The organism is Streptomyces sp. NPDC019937 (assembly GCF_040631655.1).
Lineage (GTDB): Bacteria > Actinomycetota > Actinomycetes > Streptomycetales > Streptomycetaceae > Streptomyces.
In genome coordinates this window covers 25954-47627 of sequence record NZ_JBEYAL010000022.1, presented here as the reverse complement: position 1 = coordinate 47627, position 21674 = coordinate 25954, and the positions used below count along the sequence as shown (strand labels likewise).

Genomic DNA, 21674 nt, shown 5'->3' with positions numbered 1-21674 from the left:
CCTAGTCTCCATTGTGCAAAGAGCGTTCGAATTGAATAGCCGCGGCTTTCGTTCCCGGGTATTCGCATCCGGTCCTTCGTGCCCGGTCATTGATAAACAGGAAGGGATGGCAGTCCCTTGGCAGTCTCCGCACTCGCAGATTCAGCTCGGCCAACCCCCCACGATCTTGAATGTGCTCAGATCGAGCACGCGGATCTTCTGTGCCAATTCGACCAGCCCGGGGCCTGCGTGGTCTGCCTCGACCCGTCCCTGACGGTCCAGCAGGCGAATCGGGAGTTCTTCCGGCAGTTCGGCGACGACTCCTCCTCGAGCGTCTGCGGCCGTGATTTCTGCGACCTGGCACACCCCAGCGCGCGGCAGGCGCTGCACCGGCAGCTCTCCCAGCTGGCCGACGGCACCCGCCACCGGTTCGCCGGCCATGTGATCGTCGTCGGCTCCCAGGGCACCGCCTTCACCTGCGCGCTCAGCGCCGTCGCCGTACGCGAGGGCACCTCGCACGTCGCCTCGCTGCTGGTGGTGCTGCGGCCCGTGGCGGGCGGCCAGGAGCTGGACATGGTGACCAACCGCAGAAAGATTCTCAGCGAAATCGAGGCACGCATTCTGGAAGGAATCGCGGCCGGGCTCTCCACCGTTCCGCTGGCCTCCCGGCTTTATCTCAGCCGGCAGGGCGTCGAATACCATGTGACGCGTCTGCTCCGTAAGCTGCGGGTTCCCAACCGGGCGGCCCTGGTATCCCGCGCCTATTCCGTGGGCGTTCTCAAGGTGGGTTCCTGGCCACCGAAGGTCGTCGACGATTTCGTGAAGTGATCCGCGCCCTCTTGTGAGGTGACCCGCTGGGCCGTGACGCGGTAGACGCGGCGGCGCTCGGCTCGCACATGGCCGAGGAGGGCCGTGCGTCACCGCGTCACGGCGCCAACCGCGTCAGGAGGGGCCCGAACCGTGGGCGAGGCGCAGCACGCTGAACGCGGTGAGCGCCACATGCAGCTGGGTGCGCTGCTCACCCGACTCCAGATCGCAGCCGAGCACCCGCTCGATCGCGTGCAGCCGCTGATAGAACGCCTGCCGTGACAGGTTCGCGCGCTTGGCGGCCACCGTCTTGTTGCCCGCCGCGTCCAGATAGGCGTGCAGGGTCGTCACCAGATCGGTGCCATGCCGCTCGTCGTGCTGCACCAGCCGGCCGAGCTGCCGTTCCACGTACTCCTGCACCCGCACGTCGCCGCGCAGCGCGTACAGCAACTGTCGCAGCCCGATATCGGTCAGTTCATGGAACGGTTTGTCCGGCGTCCCCGGAACGGCGGCGTCCGCGACCCGCGCCGCCTGCTGGAAGGAGCGCGCCGTCTGCGACAGGTCCGACACCTCGGAGCCCACGCTCACGACCGCGTCCGGATGGGACTCCCGTACGGTACGGCTCAGCCGCTCCACCAACGGCCGCCAGGGAGTGGCCGGGTGGAACGCCAGCAGCACGCCCAGGTGATCGCCGGGCACCACGCCGATCAGCACCGCGGCGCCGGCCGCGGCCATCTCCTCGGTCAGCCGCTCCTCCAGCTCCCCGGACTCCCCGCCGCCGGGCCCCCGGTCCAGGGTGACGAGCACGACGATCAGCCGCCGCCCCATGACCCGCATGCCCAGCGCCTCGGCCCGGGCCCGCGCCTCCCCGGCCGAGCGGCAGCGCTGCTCGACCAGGTCCAGCAGCAGCGTGCGCTGCGCGCGCCGCTCCCACCGGGTGTGCTGGGTCAGCCGGGCGATCGTCAGGGCCGTGGCCGTACGCTCCAGGACCATCGCATGCTCGGGACCCACCGCCGGGACGCCCGCGGCGTCCGGCAGCATGACCAGCCGCCCCCAGCGCTCACCCCGGTACTCCACGGCCGTCACCAGCCAGTTCTCCGGACCACGCAGCTCGGTGCGGTCGGGTGAGGGCGTGGCGCGGGACCGCCGCTCCCATTCGGTCAGCATCCCCTCGACGCCCTGGCCCGGCGGCCCGCAGATCACGGCCCGGTGGACCAGGTTCTCCAGCACCACCGGATGGCCGCTCAGCTCGGCGGCCATGCCCACCACCTCGTCCGGCTCGGCGCCGCGCAGGGTCAGCGCGGTGAAGGTGTCATGGACGTCCTGCGCCCGCCGCAGGGTCTCGATCTGACTACCGATGATCATGGAGTGGACGATCTGGGTGACCTCCACGAAGTTCACGTTCCGCGACAGCAGCACCAGCGGGAAATCCCGGGCCCGGCAGGCGTTCACCAGCTCCGACGGCGGCTCGTGATACCGCCGGACCAGCTCGATGACCAGGCCCGCGGCGCCGACGTCGGCCAGCTCCTCCACATACCGGCGCACCAGCGCCGGGTCCTCCGGCAGGGGCATCCCGGTGGTGAGGACCAGTTCCCCGCCCTTGAGGAAGGAGGCCGGATCGAGCAGTTCGGTGATGTGCACCCAGCGGACCGGACGGGACAGCTGATCATGGCCGGATACCACCTCCGGCCGCCCGGCGGCCAGCACCGGCAGCCGCAGCGCGTCGTCGAGGGTGAGCGGAGCGGAGCCGTTCATGCCGGTCACTCTGGCATCGCCTTGACAAAGTGTCCACCCGGTCCCGGTTGACAGAACGTCCATCCCGATCACCGGCCCGCGACACAATGATCATTGTCTTCGGCCGGTCCGCTCCCGCACGCTCGAAGAAGTCCCGAAGAAGTCCCGAAGCAGTCCGGTCACCGCCGTTCCGTGGGTGTTGGGAGAGATCATGACCAATCTGTCGCCGCAGCTCCGCCAAGCCACTCCGGTGGTCGCCGTCCGCGGGGAGGGCGTCTACCTCCACGGTGAGGACGGACGCCGCTATCTGGACTTCACCGCGGGCATCGGCGTCACCAGCACCGGACACTGCCACCCGCGGGTCGTCGCCGCCGCCCAGGAGCAGGTCGGCACGCTCATCCACGGCCAGTACACGACCGTCATGCACCAGCCGCTCCAGCGGCTGACCGCCAAGCTCGGCGAGGTGCTGCCCGAGGGTCTGGACAGTCTGTTCTTCACCAACTCCGGCAGCGAGGCCGTGGAGTCCGCGCTGCGCCTGGCCCGCCAGGCCACCGGGCGGCCGAACGTCCTGGTCTGCCACGGCGGCTTCCACGGCCGCACCGTCGCCGCCGCGTCCATGACCACCTCCGGGACCAAGTTCCGCTCCGGTTTCTCGCCCCTGATGAGCGGCGTCGTGGTGACCCCGTTCCCCACCGCCTACCGGTACGGCTGGGACGAGGAGACCGCGACCCGGTTCGCGCTGAAGGAGCTGGACTACGTCCTGCAGACCATCTCCTCGCCCGACGACACCGCGGCGATCATCGTCGAGCCGGTGCTGGGCGAGGGCGGCTACGTGCCCGCCACCGAGGGCTTCCTGCAGGGGCTGCGGGAACGGGCCGACCGCCATGGCTTCCTGCTCATCCTGGACGAGGTGCAGACCGGCGTCGGCCGCACCGGCCGCTTCTGGGGCCATGACCACTTCGGGATCCGCCCCGACATCCTGATCACCGCCAAGGGCCTGGCCAGCGGCTTTCCGCTGTCCGGCATCGCCGCCTCCGAGGAACTGATGGCCAAGGCCTGGCCCGGCTCGCAGGGCGGCACCTACGGCGCCAACGCGGTGGCCTGCGCCGCGGCCGCGGCCACCCTCGACGTCGTACGGGACGAGAACCTCGTCGTCAACGCCGACGCCATGGGCGCCCGACTGCGTTCCGGTCTGGAGGACATCGCCGCGAAGACCCCCGCCATCGGCGACGTCCGCGGCCTCGGCCTCATGCTGGCCAACGAGTTCGTCACCGAGGACGGCGAACCCGACCCGGCGACCGCGTCCCGCGTGCAGCGCGCCGCCGTCGACGAGGGACTGCTGCTGCTCCTGTGCGGCGCCTGGAACCATGTGGTCCGCATGATCCCCGCGCTGGTCGTCGACGAAGCGGCGATCGACGAGGGGCTGCGCGCCTGGTCCGCCGCCGTGAGCGCCGGAATCGCCGGTACCTCCTGACGCGCCTCGCCCTGTCACTCCCGTGAGCCCCGGCCGCCGCCCGCATCGCCCGGGCGGCGGCCACCGAAGGAGATTGCCGCTATGTCTGCCCTGCCCACCCCGTCGTTTCCCGCAGCGGGCGATGTCCTCGCGACGGTGTCCAAGAAGCTGTACATCGCCGGCTCCTGGTCCGACGCGGCCGGCGGCCTGACCATGCCGGTCGACGACCCGGCCACCGGCGAGGTGCTGTGCGAAGTCGCCGACGCGAGCCCCGCCGACGGACAGCGCGCGCTCGACGCCGCCCTGGACGCCCAGGAGAAGTGGGCCGCCACCGCGCCCCGCGCCCGCAGCGAGATCCTGCGCCGCGCCTACGAACTCATCCTGGAGCGCGCCGACGCGCTCGCCGCCCTGATGACGGCCGAGATGGGAAAGCCGCTGGCCGAGGCGCGCGGCGAGGCCGCGTACGCCGCCGAGTTCTTCCGCTGGTTCTCCGAAGAGGCCGTCCGCGTCGACGGCGGATACGCCACTATGCCCGACGGCAAGAACCGCATGCTGCTCATGCGCCGCCCCGTCGGCCCCTGTCTCCTCGTCACCCCGTGGAACTTCCCGCTGGCCATGGGCACCCGCAAGATCGGCCCGGCGATCGCCGCCGGCTGCACCATGGTGCTCAAACCCGCCCCGCAGACGCCGCTGTCCTCGCTCGCCCTCGCGGGCATCCTGGAGGAGGCCGGGCTGCCCGCCGGGGTGCTCAACGTCGTCACCACCTCCCGGGCCGGCGAGGTCGTCGAACCGCTGCTGACCGGCGGCCACATCCGCAAGCTGTCCTTCACCGGCTCCACCCAGGTCGGCCGCGTCCTGCTCGGCCAGTGCGCGCCCGCCGTGGTCCGCACCTCCATGGAACTCGGCGGCAACGCCCCCTTCATCGTCTTCGACGACGCCGACCTCGACGTCGCGGTCGAGGGCGCCATGACCGCCAAGATGCGCAACATGGGCGAGGCGTGCACCGCCGCCAACCGCTTCTTCGTCCACTCCTCCGTCGCCCCCGAGTTCGCCGACCGTCTCGCCCGCCGCATGGGTGCTCTCGACGTCGGCCCCGGCAGCCGCCCCGGCGTCGAGGTGGGCCCGCTGATCGACCGGGCGGGCCGCACCAAGGTCGAGGAGCTGGTCGCCGACGCCGTCGCGCGCGGCGCCGAGGTCCTGGTCGGCGGCAGCACCCCCGAAGGTCCCGGCTGCTTCTACCCCCCGACCGTGCTCACCGGCGTGTCCCCCGCCAGCCGTCTCATGGAGACCGAGATCTTCGGCCCGGTCGCCGCCATCCTCACCTTCGAGGACGAGGACGAAGTCGTCGCCACCGCCAACAGCACCGAATGGGGGCTGGTGGGCTACGTCTTCACCCAGGACCTCAACCGCTCGCTGCGGGTGAGCGAGCGGCTGGAAGTCGGCATGGTCGGCCTCAACACCGGCCTGGTCTCCAACCCGGCCGCCCCCTTCGGCGGCGTCAAACAGTCCGGCCTCGGCCGGGAGGGCGGCCGCGTCGGGATCGACGAATTCCTGGAGTACAAGTACATCGCCACCCCGGCGTGATGGGGCAGGGCTCCCTTCCCCACCCGGCCCCCGCCGGGCCCGGGAGGCGGGGTTCCTGCGGTTCCAGCCCGTCCGCGGCCTCCCCGGGCCCGGGACGCCTGCGGCTTCAGCGGGTTCGGCGCCCGTGCCGGCACAGGGCCTGGGGCGGTTGGTTCGGCCGGTCGTGGGCTACCGGGGCCGGGGGCGGGGCTCCTGCGTTCCGGCTTGTGCGGTGCGTACCGGTACCCAGGCCGGGGCGTGGCAGCCCGTGCGGCGCCCGTGGTGGGGCAGGCCCCCGGGGCGCTGGTTCGGCCGTCCATGGCCTACGGGGCCGGGCGTGTCTGCGGTGTCCGCCCGTGCGGCTCTTCCGGGGCCGTGGTCCGGGGCGGAACACTCGCGGATTCGGCCTGTCCAACCCCGGGCCCGGCCTCTGCCGCTGCCGGGCCCGGGACCGCGTTCCGGTGCGTGGGGCGTCTCTCCGTGCCGGCGTTCCGGGCCGGGCGCCCGCATCGCAGCCCGTCCGGCGCTTGAGGACCGGGGGCCGGGGCGGAGCCCCGGGTGCGGGGAGGGGCGGGGAGGGGAGACAGCCCCAGCCGGGAACCGCCACCGCGGGCGGGCCGTTGGCCTGGTGGATCCGTGGTGCGCAAGGAGGGGACCCATGGCCGAGCTGGTGCCCGGCGGCAACCAACCGCTGCCGGACGGCACGCTGACCATCCGCGTCCCGGGCCCCTTCGACCTGTCCGCGCTGATCACCGGCGACGACGGAAAGGTGGCGGGCGACGGCGACTTCGTCTTCTTCAACCAGCCCACCGCCCCCGGCGTCCGAGTCGACGCGGACACCATCACCGTGCGGCCCGGCCAGCTGCGCCCCGGCGCGAGCCGGGTCACCGTCGTCGTCAGCCCCGCCGACCCCGGCACCCCGCTCGGCCGGCTGCCCGCGCCCGTCATGAGCGTCACCGGAAGCGGCGGCGCTCCGCCGGCCCGGTTCGCCCCGCCCCGCCCCGGGGCCGAGACGGTGCTGCTGCTCGCCGAGATCTACCGGCGCGGCACCCGGTGGAAGGTGCGGGCGATCGGCCAGGGGTACGCGGACGGGCTGGCCGGGGTGGCGCGCGACTTCGGTGTCGACGTCGCGGACGACGGCACCGCGGACCACCCGGCCGCGCCGGAGCCCCCGCCCACCGGCGGCGACGGGATCCTGGGGCTCGTCAACGCCGCCCGGTCACGGCACGGCGTACCACCCGTGGCCCTCGACCCGCGGCTCACCCGGGCCGCCGAGGCCCACGCGGCGGCCATGGCCGCCCAGGGCGCGCTCGGTGCGCAGGACCCTGACGGGACGTCGCTCTTCCACCGGATCGCGGCCAGTGGCTACGCCCCGCTCACGGTCGCCGAGCACCTGGTCTCCGGGCCGCGCACCCCGGACGCGTTCGTGGACTACTGCCTGTCCGGTGAGGAGCGCCGCGGCCCGTTCCGGGACCCGGCGGTCGCCCATGTGGGCATCGGCCGGGCATCCGGCGCCGGAGACGTGTTCTGGACGGCGGTATGGGCGCGGCCCTTCACCGCGGACGGTCTGCGGCGCCTCGCGTCGGAGGTGATCGCGCTCACCAACGCCGAGCGCGCCGCCGCCCGGCTGGCGCCGCTGGCCCCCGACCCGCGGCTGACGGTGGCCGCGCAGGCGCACAGCGACGACATGGTCGCCCGCGACTTCTACGACCACATCAGCCCCGAGGGCAGCCGGCCCTGGGACCGGGCCGCCACCGCCGGGGCCACCCACCCCGGCATCGGCGAGAACATCGCGTGCGGGCAGCGCGGCCCGGCGGAGGTGGTCCGCGGCTGGATGGACAGCCCCGGCCACCGCGCCAACATCCTCAAGCCCGGCTTCACGCACATAGGCGTCGGCTACGCCACCGGCGGCCGCGCCGGCACGTACTGGACCCAGGTCTTCGGCGCGAGCCGGTAGCCGCCCGGGGAGCCGTCAGGTGACGGTGCCGGTACGGGACTCCAGGTCGCGCCGCGTGGCGTCGCCGTACACCCCGTCCTCGTCGCCGCGGATCCCGTACCACAGCTGGAATCGGGCCACGGCCTCGGTGAGCGTCCGGTCGTACCGGCCGTTGACCTGTCCGTCCCGGTAGACGTCGGGAATCTTCAGCAGACGCGTCTGGAGCTCGGACACCTGCGGACCGCTGTCCCCCTGGCTCAGCACCCCGGCCTGGTTCCCCGGTGGCGCCGGGACCGCCGTGGTGGGGGCGGCGGACGCGGTCGGCGGGCGGCCGGCGTCGGACGCCGTGGGGCCGCCGCCCGGTGCGGCGACGTTGATGGCCGCGCCGCCGGGGAGGAGCAGAACGAGGGCGAGGGCGACGCCCAGCCCGACTCCCGCGACGATCAGCACGGCGGTCCGGGGGTGGCGCCGTAGCGTCGCGGGCGGGGGAGCGGCGGGCTCGGTCGGCGGGCCGACCGCGCCCCAGGAGTCGGATGCCGGGACGCGGGCATCCATCTCCTGGGTCTCGTCCTCGGCGAGCCGGTGCGCCTCCGGGGGGAGCGCATCGCCCTGTTCGCCCGGAGGCCGGAACAGATCCAGGTCCTCCATCCATTCCTCCACCGGCCCGTCCGCGTCCTCACCGCCCTCCGCCCCCGGACGGAAGATCGCGGTCGGCTCGATCACGTGACGCCCGCCGGTCCGGTCGGGATCGGTTTCGGCTGCCATACAGACCTCCTTGTGCCCCACGCCGTTCAGCGGGGGATACGGACGGAAGTCCGGGAAGACTCAAGCCGATCGCCATTCGGCGATCGCGGGGCCGTGACGTTCACCCGACTGCCGCGCCCGGTGCCGGGCGTCCGGGGGGAAGCGATACGGAGCGGCCCCGGAACCCCGAAGGGAGCACATCGATGGAGCGGACCACATGTTGCGTGGTGGGCGGCGGTCCCGCCGGGATGGTCCTCGGGCTGCTGCTGGCCCGGGCGGGCGTGGACGTCACCGTCCTGGAGAAACACGGGGACTTCCTGCGCGACTTCCGCGGCGACACCGTGCATCCCAGCACCCTGGCGCTGCTGGAGGACCTGGGCCTGGCCGAGCGGTTCGCCGCGCTGCCGCAGCGTCATGTGCACTCCGTCCAGCTGCCGATCGGCCCGGACGGCGAGCTGTTCACCGTCGGCGATCTGAGCGCGCTGCCGGGCCCGTACAACTACGTCGCGATGGTGCCGCAGTGGGATCTGCTGAACCTGCTGGCGGACGAGGCCGGGAAGGAGCCGTCGTTCCGGCTGCGGATGAACACCGAGGCCACCTCCTTCCTCCAGGAGCGCGGCCGGATCACCGGGGTGCGCTACCGCACCGCCGACGGCGGCACCGGTGAGCTGCGGGCCACCCTCACCGTGGCCTGCGACGGCCGTGGTTCGCTGGCCCGTCGGCTGCCCGAGCTGGGACTGCGGGAGTTCCCCTGCCCGATGGACGCCTGGTGGTTCCGGCTGCCGCGGCACGAGGGCGATCCGAGGGGGCTGGTGGGCAACGTCGGCGACCGCTTCCTGACCGCCATGATCGACCGCGGCGAGTACTGGCAGTGCGCCGTGCTGATCCCCAAGGGAGCCGACGCCACCCGGCGGGCAGGTGGCCTGGACCGGTTTCTGGCCGCCTTCGCGGACGCCACCCCGTGGATGGGGGACCGCGAGCCGGAGCTGCGCTCCTGGGGCGAGGTGAAGCTGCTGGACGTACGGCTGGACCGGCTGCGCCGCTGGCACCGCCCCGGGCTGCTGTGTATCGGCGACGCGGCGCACGCCATGTCGCCCGTCTTCGGCATCGGCATCAACCTCGCCGTCGAGGACGCCGTCGCCGCCGCCCGGCATCTGGCCGGACCGCTGCGCGAGGGCACCGTGGGCCTGTACGACGTCCGCGCCGTCCAGCGCCGCCGCTGGCCCACCGCCGCGGGCACCCAGGCGCTCCAGCGGATCGCCCACGCCCGGGTCATCGCGCCACTGCTCGCGGGGCGGTCGCCGCTCGGCGACGGCAGGAGGCCGCTGCGGCTGGCGGAGGTGCTGACCAGGGCGCCCTGGCTCAAGCGGGCCCCGGCGTACTTCCTCGCGTACGGCGCGAAGCGCGAGCGGCCCCCGGTCTCATCGCTGCTGCGCGGGGAGTGAGGGCGCGCACGACGGCGGGGCCGGGTGCGCAGATACGTTTCTGCGCACCCGGCCCCGCGGGGCGCTCGGCTCGGTGGAGAGCCCGTCTCGGACGTCGCCCTCTCGGGCGGTGCCCCGTCTCGGACGACGCCCGTCTCAGACGATGCCCTCGGCGATCTCGGCCTCCTCACGGGCGGAACCGTAGGCGGAGGGCGTGTTGTACGAACGGCGGGCGACGAACCACCAGACGGTGGCCAGGATCAGCACCGCGGCCAGCGCGATCGACGCGTAGTTCATCGAATCGACCGTCACCGGGCTGGACTGCGGCAGGCAGAACAGCACCGTCACCAGCGCCACCCACACCACCGCCACCCAGCCGATCGGCTTGCTCCAGCGGCCCAGGTGCCACGGCCCCTTGGTGAACCGGTCCCCGGCGCGCAGCCGCAGGAAGACGGGGATCGCGTAGGCGGGGGTGATGCCGATGACGTTGATGGCCGTCACCGCGCCGTACGCGGTCTCCGAGTACAGGGACGGCAGGGCCAGCAGGCACGCCACCGCGACCGACAGCCACACCGCGAGCACCGGGGTCTGGGTGCGGCCGCTGACCCGCTGCCACAGCCGGGAGCCCGGCAGCGCGCCGTCCCGGCTGAACGCGAACACCATCCGGCTGGCCGCCGCCACCTCCGCGTTCCCGCAGAACAGCTGCGCGATGATGACGATCAGCAGCATGGCCGTGGCCCCTCCGGTGCCGAGGGCGTCGATGAGGATCTGCGCGGGCGGCACCCCGGTGGCGCTCTTCTGCGTCCCGGCGTAGTCCTGGATGGCGAAGGTCAGTCCCGCCAGCAGCACGAACCCGGCCACCCAGGACACCCAGATGGCGCGGACGATGCCACGGGCGGCGGACACGGAGGCGTTGGACGTCTCCTCGGACAGATGCGCCGAGGCGTCGTATCCGGAGAAGGTGTACTGGGCGAGCAACAGGCCGATGGCGGCCACATAGAGGGGATTCGACCAGCCGGTGTTGTTGACGAACTCGGTGAACACGAATTCCGGGGACTGGTGGTGGGACGGAATGATCGCCAGCGCGCCGACGATGACCGCGACTCCCGCCAAGTGCCACCACACGCTGACCGAGTTGAGCAGACTGACCAGGCGCACTCCGAACAGATTCAGTGTGGCATGCAACAACAGAATGCAGACGAAGATGACCATGGTCGACTGCGGGGTGGGGGTGAACCCCCACTGCAAATTGAGCAGGGCGCCGGTGAATTGGGCCGCGCCGTAGTCGATACCGGCGATCGCGCCCAGCAGTCCCAGCAGGTTCAGCCAGCCGGTGTACCAGCCCCAGGCGCGGCCACCGAGCCGGTCGGCCATGTAGTAAAGGGCGCCGGAGGTCGGATAGGCGCTGGTGACCTCCGCCAGCGCCAGGCCCACGCACAGGACGAACAGCCCGACACCGGCCCAGCCCCACAGCATCACCGAGGGGCCGCCGGTGTCCAGCCCGAACCCGTACAGGGTCATGCAGCCGGACAGAATGGAAATGACCGAGAAGCTGATGGCGAAATTGCCGAAGCTCCCCATCCGGCGGGCCAGCACCGGCTGGTATCCCAGCTCGCGCAGTCTTTGTTCTTCGTCCTGCTGTGGTGTCGAAACGGAACGGGACCAGGGTGTGGACATGACATACCTCCGGAAGGGGAAACGGGACGGTCAGCAGAGGTCGGAAAGAGTGGGAGAAAGGGATCGGCCGGGGAAGGGACGGCTCAGCCGCCGTAGCCGGGTCTGTTTCCGCGGGCGCCCGCCAGACAGCGGACCCGGGCGCGCAGGAACATGTCCTCGGCCTGCGCGCGGTCATTCGCGTCGGACGTGCGATAGGCCCAGGGGAGCGGGGTGAAATACGGCCCCAGCGCCTCGAAGACCCGGGCCGCCTCGGTGAATTGCAGCGCGCCCCACAGCGCGTGCGCCAGGTGGTTGAGATCCAGCAGCGAGCTGGTTTCCGGGTCCGCGTGGTCGAACCAGAGGCGCAGCGCCTTGTCGGCGTCGCGCGCCGCGTCCTCGGTGGCCCAGTGCAGGTCCAGCGCCTTCTCGTAGCCCCGCTCCTCGCGGTACCGCTCGACGTGGACGTACAGCGGCAGCACATGCAGCGGGGAGCCCTCGGGCGCCCCGGAGACCACCCACTGCACGAAGTTGACCGCCTCGGCCAGCGAACCGCCCGCCCGCCGCGCGTACACGAACTGCAGCATGCGGTGGTACGCCTCGCGGTTGTACGGATCGCGCCGGTCGGCCTCCGCCAGCAGCCCCCACGGGCCGGGGAACAGCAACGGCCCCGGCGGGTCCGTGCGGTGGTCCGGCAGCCGCTGCTCCTTGTCGAGCTGGGCCAGCGCCAGCTGGCACACCCAGGGCACCGGATCGGCCGGGGAGTTGTGCGCGGCCAGCTGGCAGGACTCCCACGCCTCCCGCCACAGCTCGCGGGTGCGCTGGTGCCCCTCGCGGTGCGCGCGCATGGTTCGCTCCACCACCACCCGGGTGTACATCACCAGCGCGGCGACACTGTGCGGCTCCTCGGCGCGCCACGCCTCGACCACATTGGACCCGGCCGCCACCGCGGCCAGCACCTGGGTGCGCTGCGTCCACCGGTCCCAGGTCGGTGTCGCCGCCAGCAGGTCGCGCATGGATATCCACCGGCCCGTACGCACGTCCTGCAACGCGATCCGCAGTCCGCTGTCGTAACCCGCGGGGTGGTAGACGGGGCGGAACACTTCCTCGGGCATCGGATGACTTTCGGACGGAGCGTGATGTACCGGGCGCGACGGATTCCAGGGCCTGACGAGTGGATGTCCGGGATCCTATAGCCATCCCGTCATGACTCAAGGGGGCCAGGGTCCGCATCCGGCGCGCCCACGGACCGGGTGTCCGGCAACCGGACACCGGGCATGGGCTCTTGACGCGGCCTCGCCGCTGCACCACGCTTTCAGCCAAGATCTCCGCTGCCACGGAACGATCCCACCGAAGTACGTCCCACCGAAGTACGTCCCGCCGAAGAACACCCCGCACACGAAGAACGACCGCCCACCGAAGAACCGGACATGCTGTCTGCAGAGCGTCCCCACCGCACACCGGCCGGCCCCGCGACCGGAGCGGTGCTCGCCGTCGACCAAGGCACCTCGGGCACCAAGGCGCTGGTCCTTTGCCCGGAGCGCGGTGTGCTCGGCTCCGCCGAGGTGCCCGTGCACACGCGCCACCTCGCCGGCGGGCTGGTCGAGGCCGACCCCGCCGCACTCCTGGCGTCCGTCGTCGACGCCGGACGCCAGGCCCTCGCGCGGGCCGGTGAGCCGGTCGTGGCGATCGGCCTCGCCAACCAGGGCGAGACGGTGCTGGTGTGGGATCCCGCGACCGGCGCCCCGCTGACCGATGCCCTGGTGTGGCAGGACCGGCGGGCCCGGACGGTGTGCGCGGACCTCGAGGAACACGCCGACACCCTGCGCGAGGTCACCGGACTGCCCCTCGACCCGTACTTCGCGGCGCCCAAGATGGCCTGGCTGCGCCGCCACCGGACCGGCGAGGGTGTCGTCACCACCAGCGACGTCTGGCTGATCCACCAGCTCACCGGCGCGTTCGTCACCGACGCGGCCACCGCCGGGCGCACCGGGCTGCTCGACCTCGACCGCGTCGCATGGTCCCCGGAGGCGCTGGAGGTCTACGGACTGACGGGCGAGCAGATGCCCAGGGTCGTCGACGCGGACACCGTCACCGGAACCACCACCGCCTTCGGGGACGAGATCCCGCTCACCGGCGTCCTCGTCGACCAGCAGGCCGCCCTGCTGGCCCAGAGCGTCACCGAGCCCGGCGCCGCCAAGTGCACCTACGGCACCGGCGCCTTCCTGCTCGCTCAGACCGGCTCCCGGCCCCGCCGCGGCACCAGCGGCCTCGTGAGCTGCGTGGCCTGGCGGCTCGGCGGGAAGACCAGCTACTGCCTCGACGGACAGGTGTACACCGCCGCCTCCGCCGTACGCTGGCTCACCGGCCTGGGCGTGATCGGCGGGCCCCAGGACCTCGACCGCGTGGGCGGCTCCGTGCCGGACACCGGGGGAGTGACCTTCGTGCCGGCGCTCGCCGGGCTCGCCGCTCCCTGGTGGCGCGGCGACCTCCGGGGCTCGGTGACCGGACTCGGCCTCGACACCACCGCCGGCCACCTGGTGCGCGCCCTGTGCGAGGGTATCGCCGCGCAGGTGGCCGAGATCGCCGACGCGGCCGCCGCCGACCTGGGCGCACCGCTCACCACCCTCCGGGCCGACGGGGGCCTCACCCGCTCCGCGCTGCTCATGCAGGCCCAGGCCGACCTGCTGCAACTGCCCGTCGAGGTGTCCGCCCTGCCCGATGTCACCGCCCTCGGCGTGGGCGCCGTCGCCCGGCTGGGACTCGACCCCGGCCTGCCGCTCGCGCGGGCCGTCCCGGAGTGGAAACCGGCCGCCGTCTACACACCCCGGATCAGCGCGGACGAGGCCGCCGAGCGCCGGGCCGGTTTCCGGTCGGCCGTGGCCACGCTGCTGACCCACCCCTGAGCAACCGCCACAAGGAGCCAAGGAACCCAGCATGACCGTAACGACCACGGGTGACCTCCCCGGCGAGGTCTACGACGTGGCCATCATCGGCGCCGGGGTGGTCGGCACCGCCATCGCCCGCGAACTCGCCGCGCACCCGCTGCGCATCGCCCTCGTGGAGGCCTCCGACGACGTCGGCGACGGCACCTCCAAGGCCAACACCGCGATCCTGCACACCGGTTTCGACGCCACTCCCGGCACCCTGGAGGCCGGGCTGGTGCGCGAGGGCTACCGGCGGCTGAACACCTACGCCGCCGAGGCCGGCATCCCGGTCGAACCGCTCGGCGCCCTGCTCGTCGCCTGGGACTCCGAACAGCTCGCCGCCCTGCCCGCCCTCGCGGAGAAGGCCGCGCGCAACGACTGCCACGACACCCGGATCCTCGACGCGGACGAGGTGTACGCGCGCGAACCGCATCTGGGGCCCGGCGCCCTCGGCGCCCTCGAAGTCCCCGGCGAGAGCATCATCTGCCCCTGGACCACCACCCTCGCCTACGCCACCCAGGCGGTGCGCGCCGGAGCCGACCTGCACCTCAACTGCACCGCCGGAGCCATCACCCCGAGCGGCACAGCCGGCCATCACGAGATCGCCACCACACGCGGCCCGTTGCGCGCCCGCTACCTGGTCAACGCCGCCGGACTGCACTCGGACGAGATCGACCGGCGGCTCGGCCACACCGAGTTCAGCGTCACCCCACGGCGCGGCCAGCTCATCGTCTTCGACAAGTTCGCCCGCGACCTGGTCGGCCACATCCTGCTGCCGGTGCCCACGGCACGCGGTAAGGGCGTGCTGGTGGCGCCCACCGTGTACGGCAACGTCATGCTCGGCCCCACCGCCGAGGACCTCGACGACAAGCATGCCACCGGCTCCTCTGCCGCCGGGCTGACCCTGCTCCGCGACAAGGGCGCCCGGATCATGCCCGAGCTGCTGGACGAGGAGGTCACCGCGGTCTACGCGGGGCTCCGCGCCGCCACCGAACACCCCGACTTCCAGATCCGCGCCCACCCCGAGCAGCGTTACGTGGCCGTGGGCGGCATCCGCTCCACCGGGCTGACCGCCTCGATGGCCATCGCCGCACACGTCCGGGACCTGCTCACCCGCTGCGGCCTCGACCCGGGCCCCGCGCGGGAACTCGAACCACCCCGGATGCCGAACATCGGCGAGGCGTTCCCGCGCCCCTACCAGCGCGCCGACCTCATCGCGGCCGACCCCGCGTACGGCACCGTCGTGTGCCACTGCGAGCGCGTCACCCGGGGCGAGATCCGCGACGCGCTGCGGGCCACCGTGCCCCCGGGGTCGCTCGACGGACTGCGGCGCCGCACCCGCGCGCTGGGCGGCCGCTGCCAGGGCTTCTACTGCGGAGCCGCCGTACGCGCCCAGTTCGACGAGGCCCGCGCCACCCCCGCCGCCACACCCACCGAGGCCCGCCGATGAACGCCACCACCGACCGCACCCACCGCACCGTGGACGTCCTGGTCATCGGCGCCGGACCCGCCGGACTCGCCGCCGCCACCCGGCTGGCCGGGGCCGGAGTGGACACCGTCGAGGTCATCGACCGTGAGCAGCACGCCGGAGGCATCCCGCGCCACTGCCATCACACCGGATTCGGGCTGCGCGATCTGCGCCGGCTGCTCAGCGGCCCGGACTACGCCCGCCGCCACGTCGCCGCCGCGCTGCGCGCCGGGGCCGTCCTGCGCACCGGCGTCACCGCCACCGGATGGGCCGGGCCGCGCACCGTGGACCTCACCGCGCCGACCGGGCTGGAGCGCGTGACCGCCAGGGCCGTGGTCCTGGCCACCGGCGCCCGCGAACGCCCGCGCAGCGCACGGCTGGTGCCCGGCACCCGGCCCGCGGGCGTCTACACCACCGGGCAGTTGCAGCAAGCCGTCCATGTGCACCACCAGAACATCGGCCGCCGGGCGGTCGTCGTGGGCGCCGAACGCGTCGGCTACTCCGCGGTCGACACCCTCCGCGGCGCCGGGGTCGAGGTCGCCGCCATGGTCACCGGCCTGCCCCGCCACCAGGCCCACCCGGCGCGCCACCTCGCCGCCCGGCTGCGCCACGGCATCCCGCTGCTCACCGACACCACCGTGACCGGGCTGACCGGCCGCGACCGGCTGACGGGCGTCCGCGTGGGGCACCGGGACGGCCGGAGCGCGACGATCGGCTGTGACACCGTGGTGTTCACCGGCGACTGGATCCCCGACCACGAACTGGCCCGCGGCGCCGGAATCCCCCTCGACCCCGGCACCCGGGGGCCGGAGACCGACGCCGGGTTCCGTACCCGCGAACCCGGGGTCTTCGCCGTGGGCAATCTGCTGCACCCCGTCGAGACGGCCGCCACCGCCGCGCTGGACGGCCGGTTCGCCGCCGGTCCGGTGCTGCGCCATCTGGCCGGCGAGCCGTGGCCGGGGGCCCCGCTGCCGGTCCGGACCGACGCGCCCCTGCGGTGGGTGGCGCCGGGCCGGATCGCCCCGGACGGCCCGCCCCCGCCGCACCGCCGCTTCATCCTGCGCACCGCCGCGTTCCTCACCCGGCCGGTGCTCGTGGTCCGCCAGGACGGCCGTACGTTGCACCGGCAGCGCGTCCCGCACACCGTGGCCCCGGGCCGCCCGCTCCATCTGTCCGCCGGCTGGATCGCCCGGGCCGACGCGCACGGCGGCCCGGTACGGATCGGCGTGGAGTGACCGGGCCGGCCGGTGGCGCGGGCCCCGGTGTCACAGCCCGCGCAGCCGCTCCATCTCACGCCGGTCGCGCTTGGTGGGGCGGCCCGCGCCACGGTCCCGCAGCCCGATGGGCACGGTCTGCTCGCGCGGCGGCGGAGGCGGGCTGTTGTCCACGTAGCACTCGACCGCCACGGCCGCCCCGACCCGCTTGCGCACGATCCGCGACACCACCACGACCCGGTCCCGCCCCGCGTGGCGCAGCCGCACCTCGTCACCCTGCCGCACCGCTTGGGCGGGCTTGACGCGCTCACCGTTGACGCGGACGTGCCCGGCCCGGCAGGCCGAGGCGGCGAGCGAACGCGTCTTGGTGAGCCGCACGGACCAGATCCAGCTGTCGACCCGAACGGACCCCTCGTCTGAAGCCATACCCCGACTCTAATGTCTAAGGTGCGACGCATGAGCGCACATTTTGACGTCGTGGTCCTGGGGGCGGGGTCGGGCGGCTATGTGGCGGCGATCCGCGCCGCGCAGCTGGGCTTGCGCACGGCCGTCGTCGAGGAGCGGTTCTGGGGCGGCGTCTGCCTGAACGTGGGATGCATCCCGTCCAAGGCGCTGCTGCGCAACGCCGAGCTGGCCCATCTGCTCACCCATGAGGCGCACACCTTCGGCATCCGGGTGAACGGCGAACTGGGCCTGGACTACCGGGCGGCCTACGAACGCAGCCGGAAGGTGGCGGACGGCCGGGTCAAAGGCATCCACTACCTGATGAAGAAGAACCAGATCACGCAGTACGACGGGCGGGGCGTCTTCACCGACGCCCACACCCTGCGGGTCACGCTCGCCGACGGCCGGACGGAGGCCGTCTCCTTCGACCACTGCGTCATCGCGACCGGAGCCACCGCCAACCTGCTGCCCGGCACCTCGCGCGGCGAGCGGGTGGTCACCTACGAGGAGCAGATCCTCGCGCCGGACCTGCCCGGCAGCGTCCTGATCGCGGGCGCGGGCGCCATCGGCGTGGAGTTCGCGTACATCATGCACAGCTACGGGGTGCAGGTGACGCTCGTGGAGTTCCTGGACCGGATCGTCCCCCTGGAGGACGAGGACGTCTCCGCCGAGCTGACCCGCCGCTACCGCAGGCTCGGCATCAACATCCTCACCTCCACCCGGGTCGAGGCGATCAACGACGCGGGACCCGCCGTCAAGGTCATGGTGACCACGGGCGGCCAGCGCCAGACCCTGCAGGCCGGGCGGGTGCTCCAGGCGATCGGCTTCCGGCCGCGGGTGCGGGGGTACGGGCTGGACCGTGCCGGGGTCCGGCTGACCGACCGGGGCGCCATCGACGTCGACGGCCGGTGCCGCACCAGCGTGCCGCACATCTTCGCGGTCGGCGACGTGACCGCCAAGCTGATGCTCGCCCATGCCGCCGAGGCCATGGGCATCGTCGCGGCGGAGACCATCGGCGGCGCGGAAACCATGGAACTCGACTACGTGATGATTCCCCGGGCGACGTTCTGCCAGCCGCAGATCGCCAGCTTCGGCTGGACCGAGGCCCAGGCGCGCGAACGCGGCTTCGACGTCAAGGTGGCCACCTTCCCGTTCACCGCCAACGGCAAGGCCCACGGCCTCGGCGACCCCGGCGGCTTCGTGAAGCTCATCAGCGACGGCCGCCACGGTGAACTGCTCGGGGGCCACCTGATCGGCCCCGAGGTCACCGAACTGCTGCCGGAACTGACCCTCGCTCAAGCGTGGGACCTGACGGTCCACGAGCTGGCCCGCAACATCCACGCCCACCCCACCCTGAGCGAGGCGGTGAAGGAGGCCCTGCACGGCCTCGCCGGACACATGGTCAATCTGTGAGCGGAGCGGTGAGGCGCGTGCGGGCCGAGCTGGTCACCGGCAGGAGCTGGAGTCCGACGCGCCCAGGAGATTGACCGGGACGGTGACGAAGGAGAACTTGTTGCTGGCGCACACGCCGGGGAAGGCCGTGTTGCTCGAGTTGTAGACGTTGACATCGGGTCCGTCGTCCGCGGTGGCACCGGTCGCGCCGACCGCCAGGAAAGCGGCGGCGAGGGCGAGCGTGGACAGGGCCGTCTGGATGCGCATGGGAACTCCTTATGGGGATGAGTAGCCGGTTATACCCGGCTTGCCGCGCGGAGTTCGCCTTGTGCGGGGGATGGCGGCCCGGCGTCCCTCCAATGGGGGGAATCATCACCAGGTGTGATGTATGTCTATATGTGAGATAAAAACCCTGTGAAGGTGCGTTCGACCCTGGGGTTGCGCAGCGTCGCCGGGCAGGTGTGCGCCCTGATGCTGGTGATCGTGACGCTGCTGGTGCTCGCCACCGGGGCCACGCTGGTCCTCCAGGCCCGCGCCGGCCACGAGAGCCAGGCCCGGGGGCGTGCCCTCACCGTCGCGGAGACCTTGGCGACCGCCCCCGGCGTCCGGCGGGCGCTGGAGTCCCGCCACCCCTCCGCGATCCTCCAGCCCTACGCGATGCGGCTCCGGCGGGAGTCCGGTGTCGACTACATCGTGGTGACCAGCCCCCGGGGCATCCGGTACACCCACCCCGACCCGAAGCTCATCGGCACCCGCGCCGACCTCCCCCTCTACCCGGCCACGGCCGGCAGACCCTTCACGGACAAGGTCTCCGCCGTCGCCCTCTCCGCCCCCTCGATCCGCGCGGCCGCCCCCGTCGCGGGGGCCGGGGGCCGGGTCATCGGCATCATCAACGTCGGGGTCGCCCTCCACAGCGTGGCCGCTTCGGTGAATCGTCAACTGCCGATGCTCTACGGCTCCACGGCGCTGGCCCTCGTCCTCGGAGCCGGGGGCGCGGCGCTGGTGGGGAGGCGGCTGCGGCGCCAGACCCACCGGCTGAACCCCGCCGAGATCACCAGGATGTACGAACATCACGACGCCGTGCTGCGCGCCGTCCGGGAAGGCGTGCTCATCCTCGACGGCGAGGGCCGGATGGTGCTCGTCAACGACGAGGCCCGGCGGCTGCTCGGACTGCCGCCGGAGGTGCGTGGCGGGCGGATCACCGAGGCCGGCCTGGCTCCGGAGACCGCCGGACTGCTCGCCTCCGGCCGGCCCGTCACCGACGAGGTCATCCAGGTCGGGGACCGGCGGCTGGCCGTCAACCAGCGGCCCGCCTCGGGCCGCGGACAGCTCTGGGGCAGCGTCGCCACCCTGCGCGACACCACCGAACTCCAGGCGCTGACCGACAAGGCCGACGCGGCATGGGCGCGCCTGGAGATCCTTTACGGCGCGAGCGTGGGCGTGGGCACCACCCTCGACATGACGCGCACCGCCGAGGAGCTGGCCGGTGTCGCGGTCCCGCGCTTCGCCGACATCGCCACCGTCGACCTGCTGGAGTCCGTGCTGCGCGGCGAGGAACCGGTCGACGCGCGGTCCCGGATGCGCCGCGTCGCGGTCAGCGCCGTACGGGAGGAACGGTTCCGCCCGCCCTCCGGCCACACCCTGCTGACCGTCCCGCTCAGCGCCCGCGGTGTGCTGCTGGGGCAGGCCGAGTTCCGGCGTCTGGAGGGGGCCGCCCCCTTCGACGACGAGGACCGGTCCTTCGCCGACGAACTCGTCGGCCAGGCGGCCGTCGCCATCGACAACGGCCGGCGGTACGCACGCGAGCATGCCACCGCACTGGCCCTGCAGCAGAGCCTGCTGCCCCGTGGCCGCCCCGAACAACAGGCCGTCGACGCCGCGTACCGCTACCTGCCCGCCCACGCCGGAGTGGGCGGCGACTGGTTCGACATCATCCCGCTGTCGGGCGCGCGGGTCGCCCTCGTCGTCGGCGACGTCGTCGGCCACGGACTGCACGCCGCCGCCACCATGGGCCGGCTGCGCACCGCGGTCCACAACTTCTCCGTCGTCGACCTGCCGCCCGATGAACTGCTCACCCGGCTCGACGACGTGGTGGCCCAGCTCGACCAGGAGGAGGCCGCCGGATGGGGCGGTATCGGCGCGGCCGGGGCCAGCTGTCTGTACGCCGTCTACGACCCCGTCGCCCAGCGCTGCACCATGGCGCGGGCCGGCCATCCGCCGCCCGCGGTCGTCGGTCCCGGCGGCGCCGTGACCTTCCCGGACCTGCCCGCGGGGCCGCCGCTGGGGCTCGGCGGGCGGCTCTTCGAGGCGTCCGCGATCCCGCTGCCCGCGGGCAGCCGACTGGTCCTCTACACCAACGGACTCGTCCAGGACCGCGAACGGGACATCGACACCGGACTCGGCCTGCTGCGCCAGGCACTCGCTGCCACCGACGACCCCGACCCCGAGCACACCTGCGACGCCGTGACGCGCGCCCTGCTGCCGCCGCGCCCCACCGACGACGTGGTCCTGCTCGTCGCCCGCACCACCGCCCTGGACGAGCGGCACGTGGCCTCCTGGGACCTGGCCCCGGACCCCGCCGTGGTCGCCGGAATGCGGTCCGCCGTGGCCCGCACGCTGGCCGACTGGAACCTCGAGGAGGCGGTCTTCACCACCGAACTGGTCGTCAGCGAACTCCTCGGCAACGCCATCCGCCACGCCGGCGGCCCGATCCGCCTGCGGCTGCTGCGCAACCGCACGCTCATCTGCGAGGTCGCCGACGGCAGCAGCACCTCCCCGCATCTGCGCCGCGCCGCCCTCACCGACGAGGGCGGCCGGGGCCTGTTCCTGGTCGCCCAGATGGTCCAGCGCTGGGGCACCCGCTACACCGGCGAAGGAAAGATCATCTGGGCCGAACAGGATCTCCCGCCGGCGCTCGGCTGACGGCGGCGGCGACG

The 21674-nt window shown here is 73.0% G+C and carries 16 protein-coding genes; 10 read left to right on the top strand and 6 right to left on the bottom strand.

Features of this window, described 5'->3' with window-relative positions:
- The first annotated feature begins 198 nt into the window (after positions 1-198).
- A complete protein-coding gene (locus ABZ562_RS22490) occupies positions 199-807 on the top strand; it encodes a LuxR C-terminal-related transcriptional regulator (protein ID WP_361482721.1) in 609 nt (202 codons plus the stop codon).
- Positions 808-921: 114 nt separating this feature from the next.
- Here the strand turns inward: ABZ562_RS22490 and ABZ562_RS22485 are convergent, their stop codons facing one another.
- Positions 922-2541: a PucR family transcriptional regulator ligand-binding domain-containing protein gene (locus tag ABZ562_RS22485; RefSeq protein ID WP_361482494.1), complete on the bottom strand. Its 1620-nt coding sequence runs from the start codon at positions 2539-2541 to the stop codon at positions 922-924.
- A 190-nt stretch (positions 2542-2731) separates the two neighbouring features.
- On the opposite strand from ABZ562_RS22485, the gene ABZ562_RS22480 reads away from it, so the two are divergent.
- From ABZ562_RS22480 to ABZ562_RS22470, 3 genes are all read left to right on the top strand, one after another.
- Positions 2732-3994 carry an aminotransferase class III-fold pyridoxal phosphate-dependent enzyme gene (locus ABZ562_RS22480; RefSeq protein WP_361482491.1) on the top strand — a complete coding sequence of 421 codons (1263 nt, stop codon included), beginning with the start codon at positions 2732-2734 and terminating at the stop codon, positions 3992-3994.
- An 81-nt stretch (positions 3995-4075) separates the two neighbouring features.
- The gene (locus ABZ562_RS22475; protein WP_361482488.1) at positions 4076-5557 is read left to right on the top strand and encodes an NAD-dependent succinate-semialdehyde dehydrogenase; all 1482 of its coding nucleotides are present in this window, start codon (positions 4076-4078) and stop codon (positions 5555-5557) included.
- A gap of 637 nt (positions 5558-6194) precedes the next feature.
- Entirely contained in the window at positions 6195-7493 is a 1299-nt protein-coding gene (locus tag ABZ562_RS22470) for a CAP domain-containing protein (RefSeq protein WP_361482485.1), read from the top strand.
- 15 nt (positions 7494-7508) lie between these two features.
- Here the strand turns inward: ABZ562_RS22470 and ABZ562_RS22465 are convergent, their stop codons facing one another.
- Positions 7509-8237, bottom strand: coding sequence for a peptidoglycan-binding domain-containing protein (locus ABZ562_RS22465; RefSeq protein ID WP_361482482.1), 729 nt, complete (start codon positions 8235-8237; stop codon positions 7509-7511).
- A 182-nt stretch (positions 8238-8419) separates the two neighbouring features.
- Between ABZ562_RS22465 and ABZ562_RS22460 the strand changes: the two genes are divergently transcribed.
- On the top strand, positions 8420-9661 hold the full coding sequence (locus tag ABZ562_RS22460; RefSeq protein WP_361482479.1) for an FAD-dependent oxidoreductase: 1242 nt from the start codon (positions 8420-8422) through the stop codon (positions 9659-9661).
- Between the two features lie 135 nt (positions 9662-9796).
- Here ABZ562_RS22460 and ABZ562_RS22455 read toward each other — a convergent pair whose 3' ends face one another.
- Positions 9797-11317 carry an amino acid permease gene (locus ABZ562_RS22455; protein WP_361482476.1) on the bottom strand — a complete coding sequence of 507 codons (1521 nt, stop codon included), beginning with the start codon at positions 11315-11317 and terminating at the stop codon, positions 9797-9799.
- Positions 11318-11400: 83 nt separating this feature from the next.
- Positions 11401-12408: a hypothetical protein gene (locus tag ABZ562_RS22450; protein WP_361482474.1), complete on the bottom strand. Its 1008-nt coding sequence runs from the start codon at positions 12406-12408 to the stop codon at positions 11401-11403.
- Positions 12409-12723: 315 nt separating this feature from the next.
- Between ABZ562_RS22450 and ABZ562_RS22445 the strand changes: the two genes are divergently transcribed.
- Genes ABZ562_RS22445 through ABZ562_RS22435 form a run of 3 tightly spaced genes read left to right on the top strand, consistent with a single transcriptional unit; the run spans position 12724 to position 16923 of the window.
- Positions 12724-14199 carry an FGGY family carbohydrate kinase gene (locus ABZ562_RS22445; RefSeq protein ID WP_361482471.1) on the top strand — a complete coding sequence of 492 codons (1476 nt, stop codon included), beginning with the start codon at positions 12724-12726 and terminating at the stop codon, positions 14197-14199.
- Positions 14200-14230: 31 nt separating this feature from the next.
- Positions 14231-15670: an NAD(P)/FAD-dependent oxidoreductase gene (locus ABZ562_RS22440; protein ID WP_361482468.1), complete on the top strand. Its 1440-nt coding sequence runs from the start codon at positions 14231-14233 to the stop codon at positions 15668-15670.
- Entirely contained in the window at positions 15667-16923 is a 1257-nt protein-coding gene (locus ABZ562_RS22435; RefSeq protein ID WP_361482465.1) for an FAD-dependent oxidoreductase, read from the top strand. Before ABZ562_RS22440 ends, ABZ562_RS22435 begins: the two co-directional genes overlap by 4 nt.
- 30 nt (positions 16924-16953) lie before the next feature.
- Here the strand turns inward: ABZ562_RS22435 and ABZ562_RS22430 are convergent, their stop codons facing one another.
- Positions 16954-17328 (bottom strand): S4 domain-containing protein, encoded by a 375-nt coding sequence (locus ABZ562_RS22430; protein WP_361482463.1) that lies wholly within the window; start codon positions 17326-17328, stop codon positions 16954-16956.
- Positions 17329-17358: 30 nt separating this feature from the next.
- On the opposite strand from ABZ562_RS22430, the gene lpdA reads away from it, so the two are divergent.
- The gene (lpdA, locus tag ABZ562_RS22425; RefSeq protein WP_361482460.1) at positions 17359-18759 is read left to right on the top strand and encodes a dihydrolipoyl dehydrogenase; all 1401 of its coding nucleotides are present in this window, start codon (positions 17359-17361) and stop codon (positions 18757-18759) included.
- 33 nt (positions 18760-18792) lie between these two features.
- On the opposite strand, the gene ABZ562_RS22420 is transcribed toward lpdA, so the two are convergent.
- Complete coding sequence (locus tag ABZ562_RS22420; RefSeq protein WP_361482458.1) at positions 18793-19005, bottom strand: hypothetical protein; 213 nt, start codon at positions 19003-19005, stop codon at positions 18793-18795.
- A 153-nt stretch (positions 19006-19158) separates the two neighbouring features.
- Here ABZ562_RS22420 and ABZ562_RS22415 point away from each other — a divergent pair, with 153 nt between their 5' ends.
- On the top strand, positions 19159-21660 hold the full coding sequence (locus ABZ562_RS22415) for a SpoIIE family protein phosphatase (protein ID WP_361482455.1): 2502 nt from the start codon (positions 19159-19161) through the stop codon (positions 21658-21660).
- The last annotated feature ends 14 nt before the right edge of the window (positions 21661-21674 follow it).

Excerpts from the sequence above, each read along its gene's own strand:
- ABZ562_RS22485 (WP_361482494.1), bottom strand. The coding sequence starts at position 2,541 with ATGAACGGCTCCGCTCCGCTCACCCTCGACGACGCGCTGCGGCTGCCG.
- ABZ562_RS22480 (WP_361482491.1), top strand. The coding sequence starts at position 2,732 with ATGACCAATCTGTCGCCGCAGCTCCGCCAAGCCACTCCGGTGGTCGCC.
- ABZ562_RS22475 (WP_361482488.1), top strand. The coding sequence starts at position 4,076 with ATGTCTGCCCTGCCCACCCCGTCGTTTCCCGCAGCGGGCGATGTCCTC.
- ABZ562_RS22470 (WP_361482485.1), top strand. The coding sequence starts at position 6,195 with ATGGCCGAGCTGGTGCCCGGCGGCAACCAACCGCTGCCGGACGGCACG.
- ABZ562_RS22465 (WP_361482482.1), bottom strand. The coding sequence starts at position 8,237 with ATGGCAGCCGAAACCGATCCCGACCGGACCGGCGGGCGTCACGTGATC.
- ABZ562_RS22460 (WP_361482479.1), top strand. The coding sequence starts at position 8,420 with ATGGAGCGGACCACATGTTGCGTGGTGGGCGGCGGTCCCGCCGGGATG.
- ABZ562_RS22455 (WP_361482476.1), bottom strand. The coding sequence starts at position 11,317 with ATGTCCACACCCTGGTCCCGTTCCGTTTCGACACCACAGCAGGACGAA.
- ABZ562_RS22450 (WP_361482474.1), bottom strand. The coding sequence starts at position 12,408 with ATGCCCGAGGAAGTGTTCCGCCCCGTCTACCACCCCGCGGGTTACGAC.
- ABZ562_RS22445 (WP_361482471.1), top strand. The coding sequence starts at position 12,724 with ATGCTGTCTGCAGAGCGTCCCCACCGCACACCGGCCGGCCCCGCGACC.
- ABZ562_RS22440 (WP_361482468.1), top strand. The coding sequence starts at position 14,231 with ATGACCGTAACGACCACGGGTGACCTCCCCGGCGAGGTCTACGACGTG.
- ABZ562_RS22435 (WP_361482465.1), top strand. The coding sequence starts at position 15,667 with ATGAACGCCACCACCGACCGCACCCACCGCACCGTGGACGTCCTGGTC.
- ABZ562_RS22430 (WP_361482463.1), bottom strand. The coding sequence starts at position 17,328 with ATGGCTTCAGACGAGGGGTCCGTTCGGGTCGACAGCTGGATCTGGTCC.
- lpdA (WP_361482460.1), top strand. The coding sequence starts at position 17,359 with ATGAGCGCACATTTTGACGTCGTGGTCCTGGGGGCGGGGTCGGGCGGC.
- ABZ562_RS22420 (WP_361482458.1), bottom strand. The coding sequence starts at position 19,005 with ATGCGCATCCAGACGGCCCTGTCCACGCTCGCCCTCGCCGCCGCTTTC.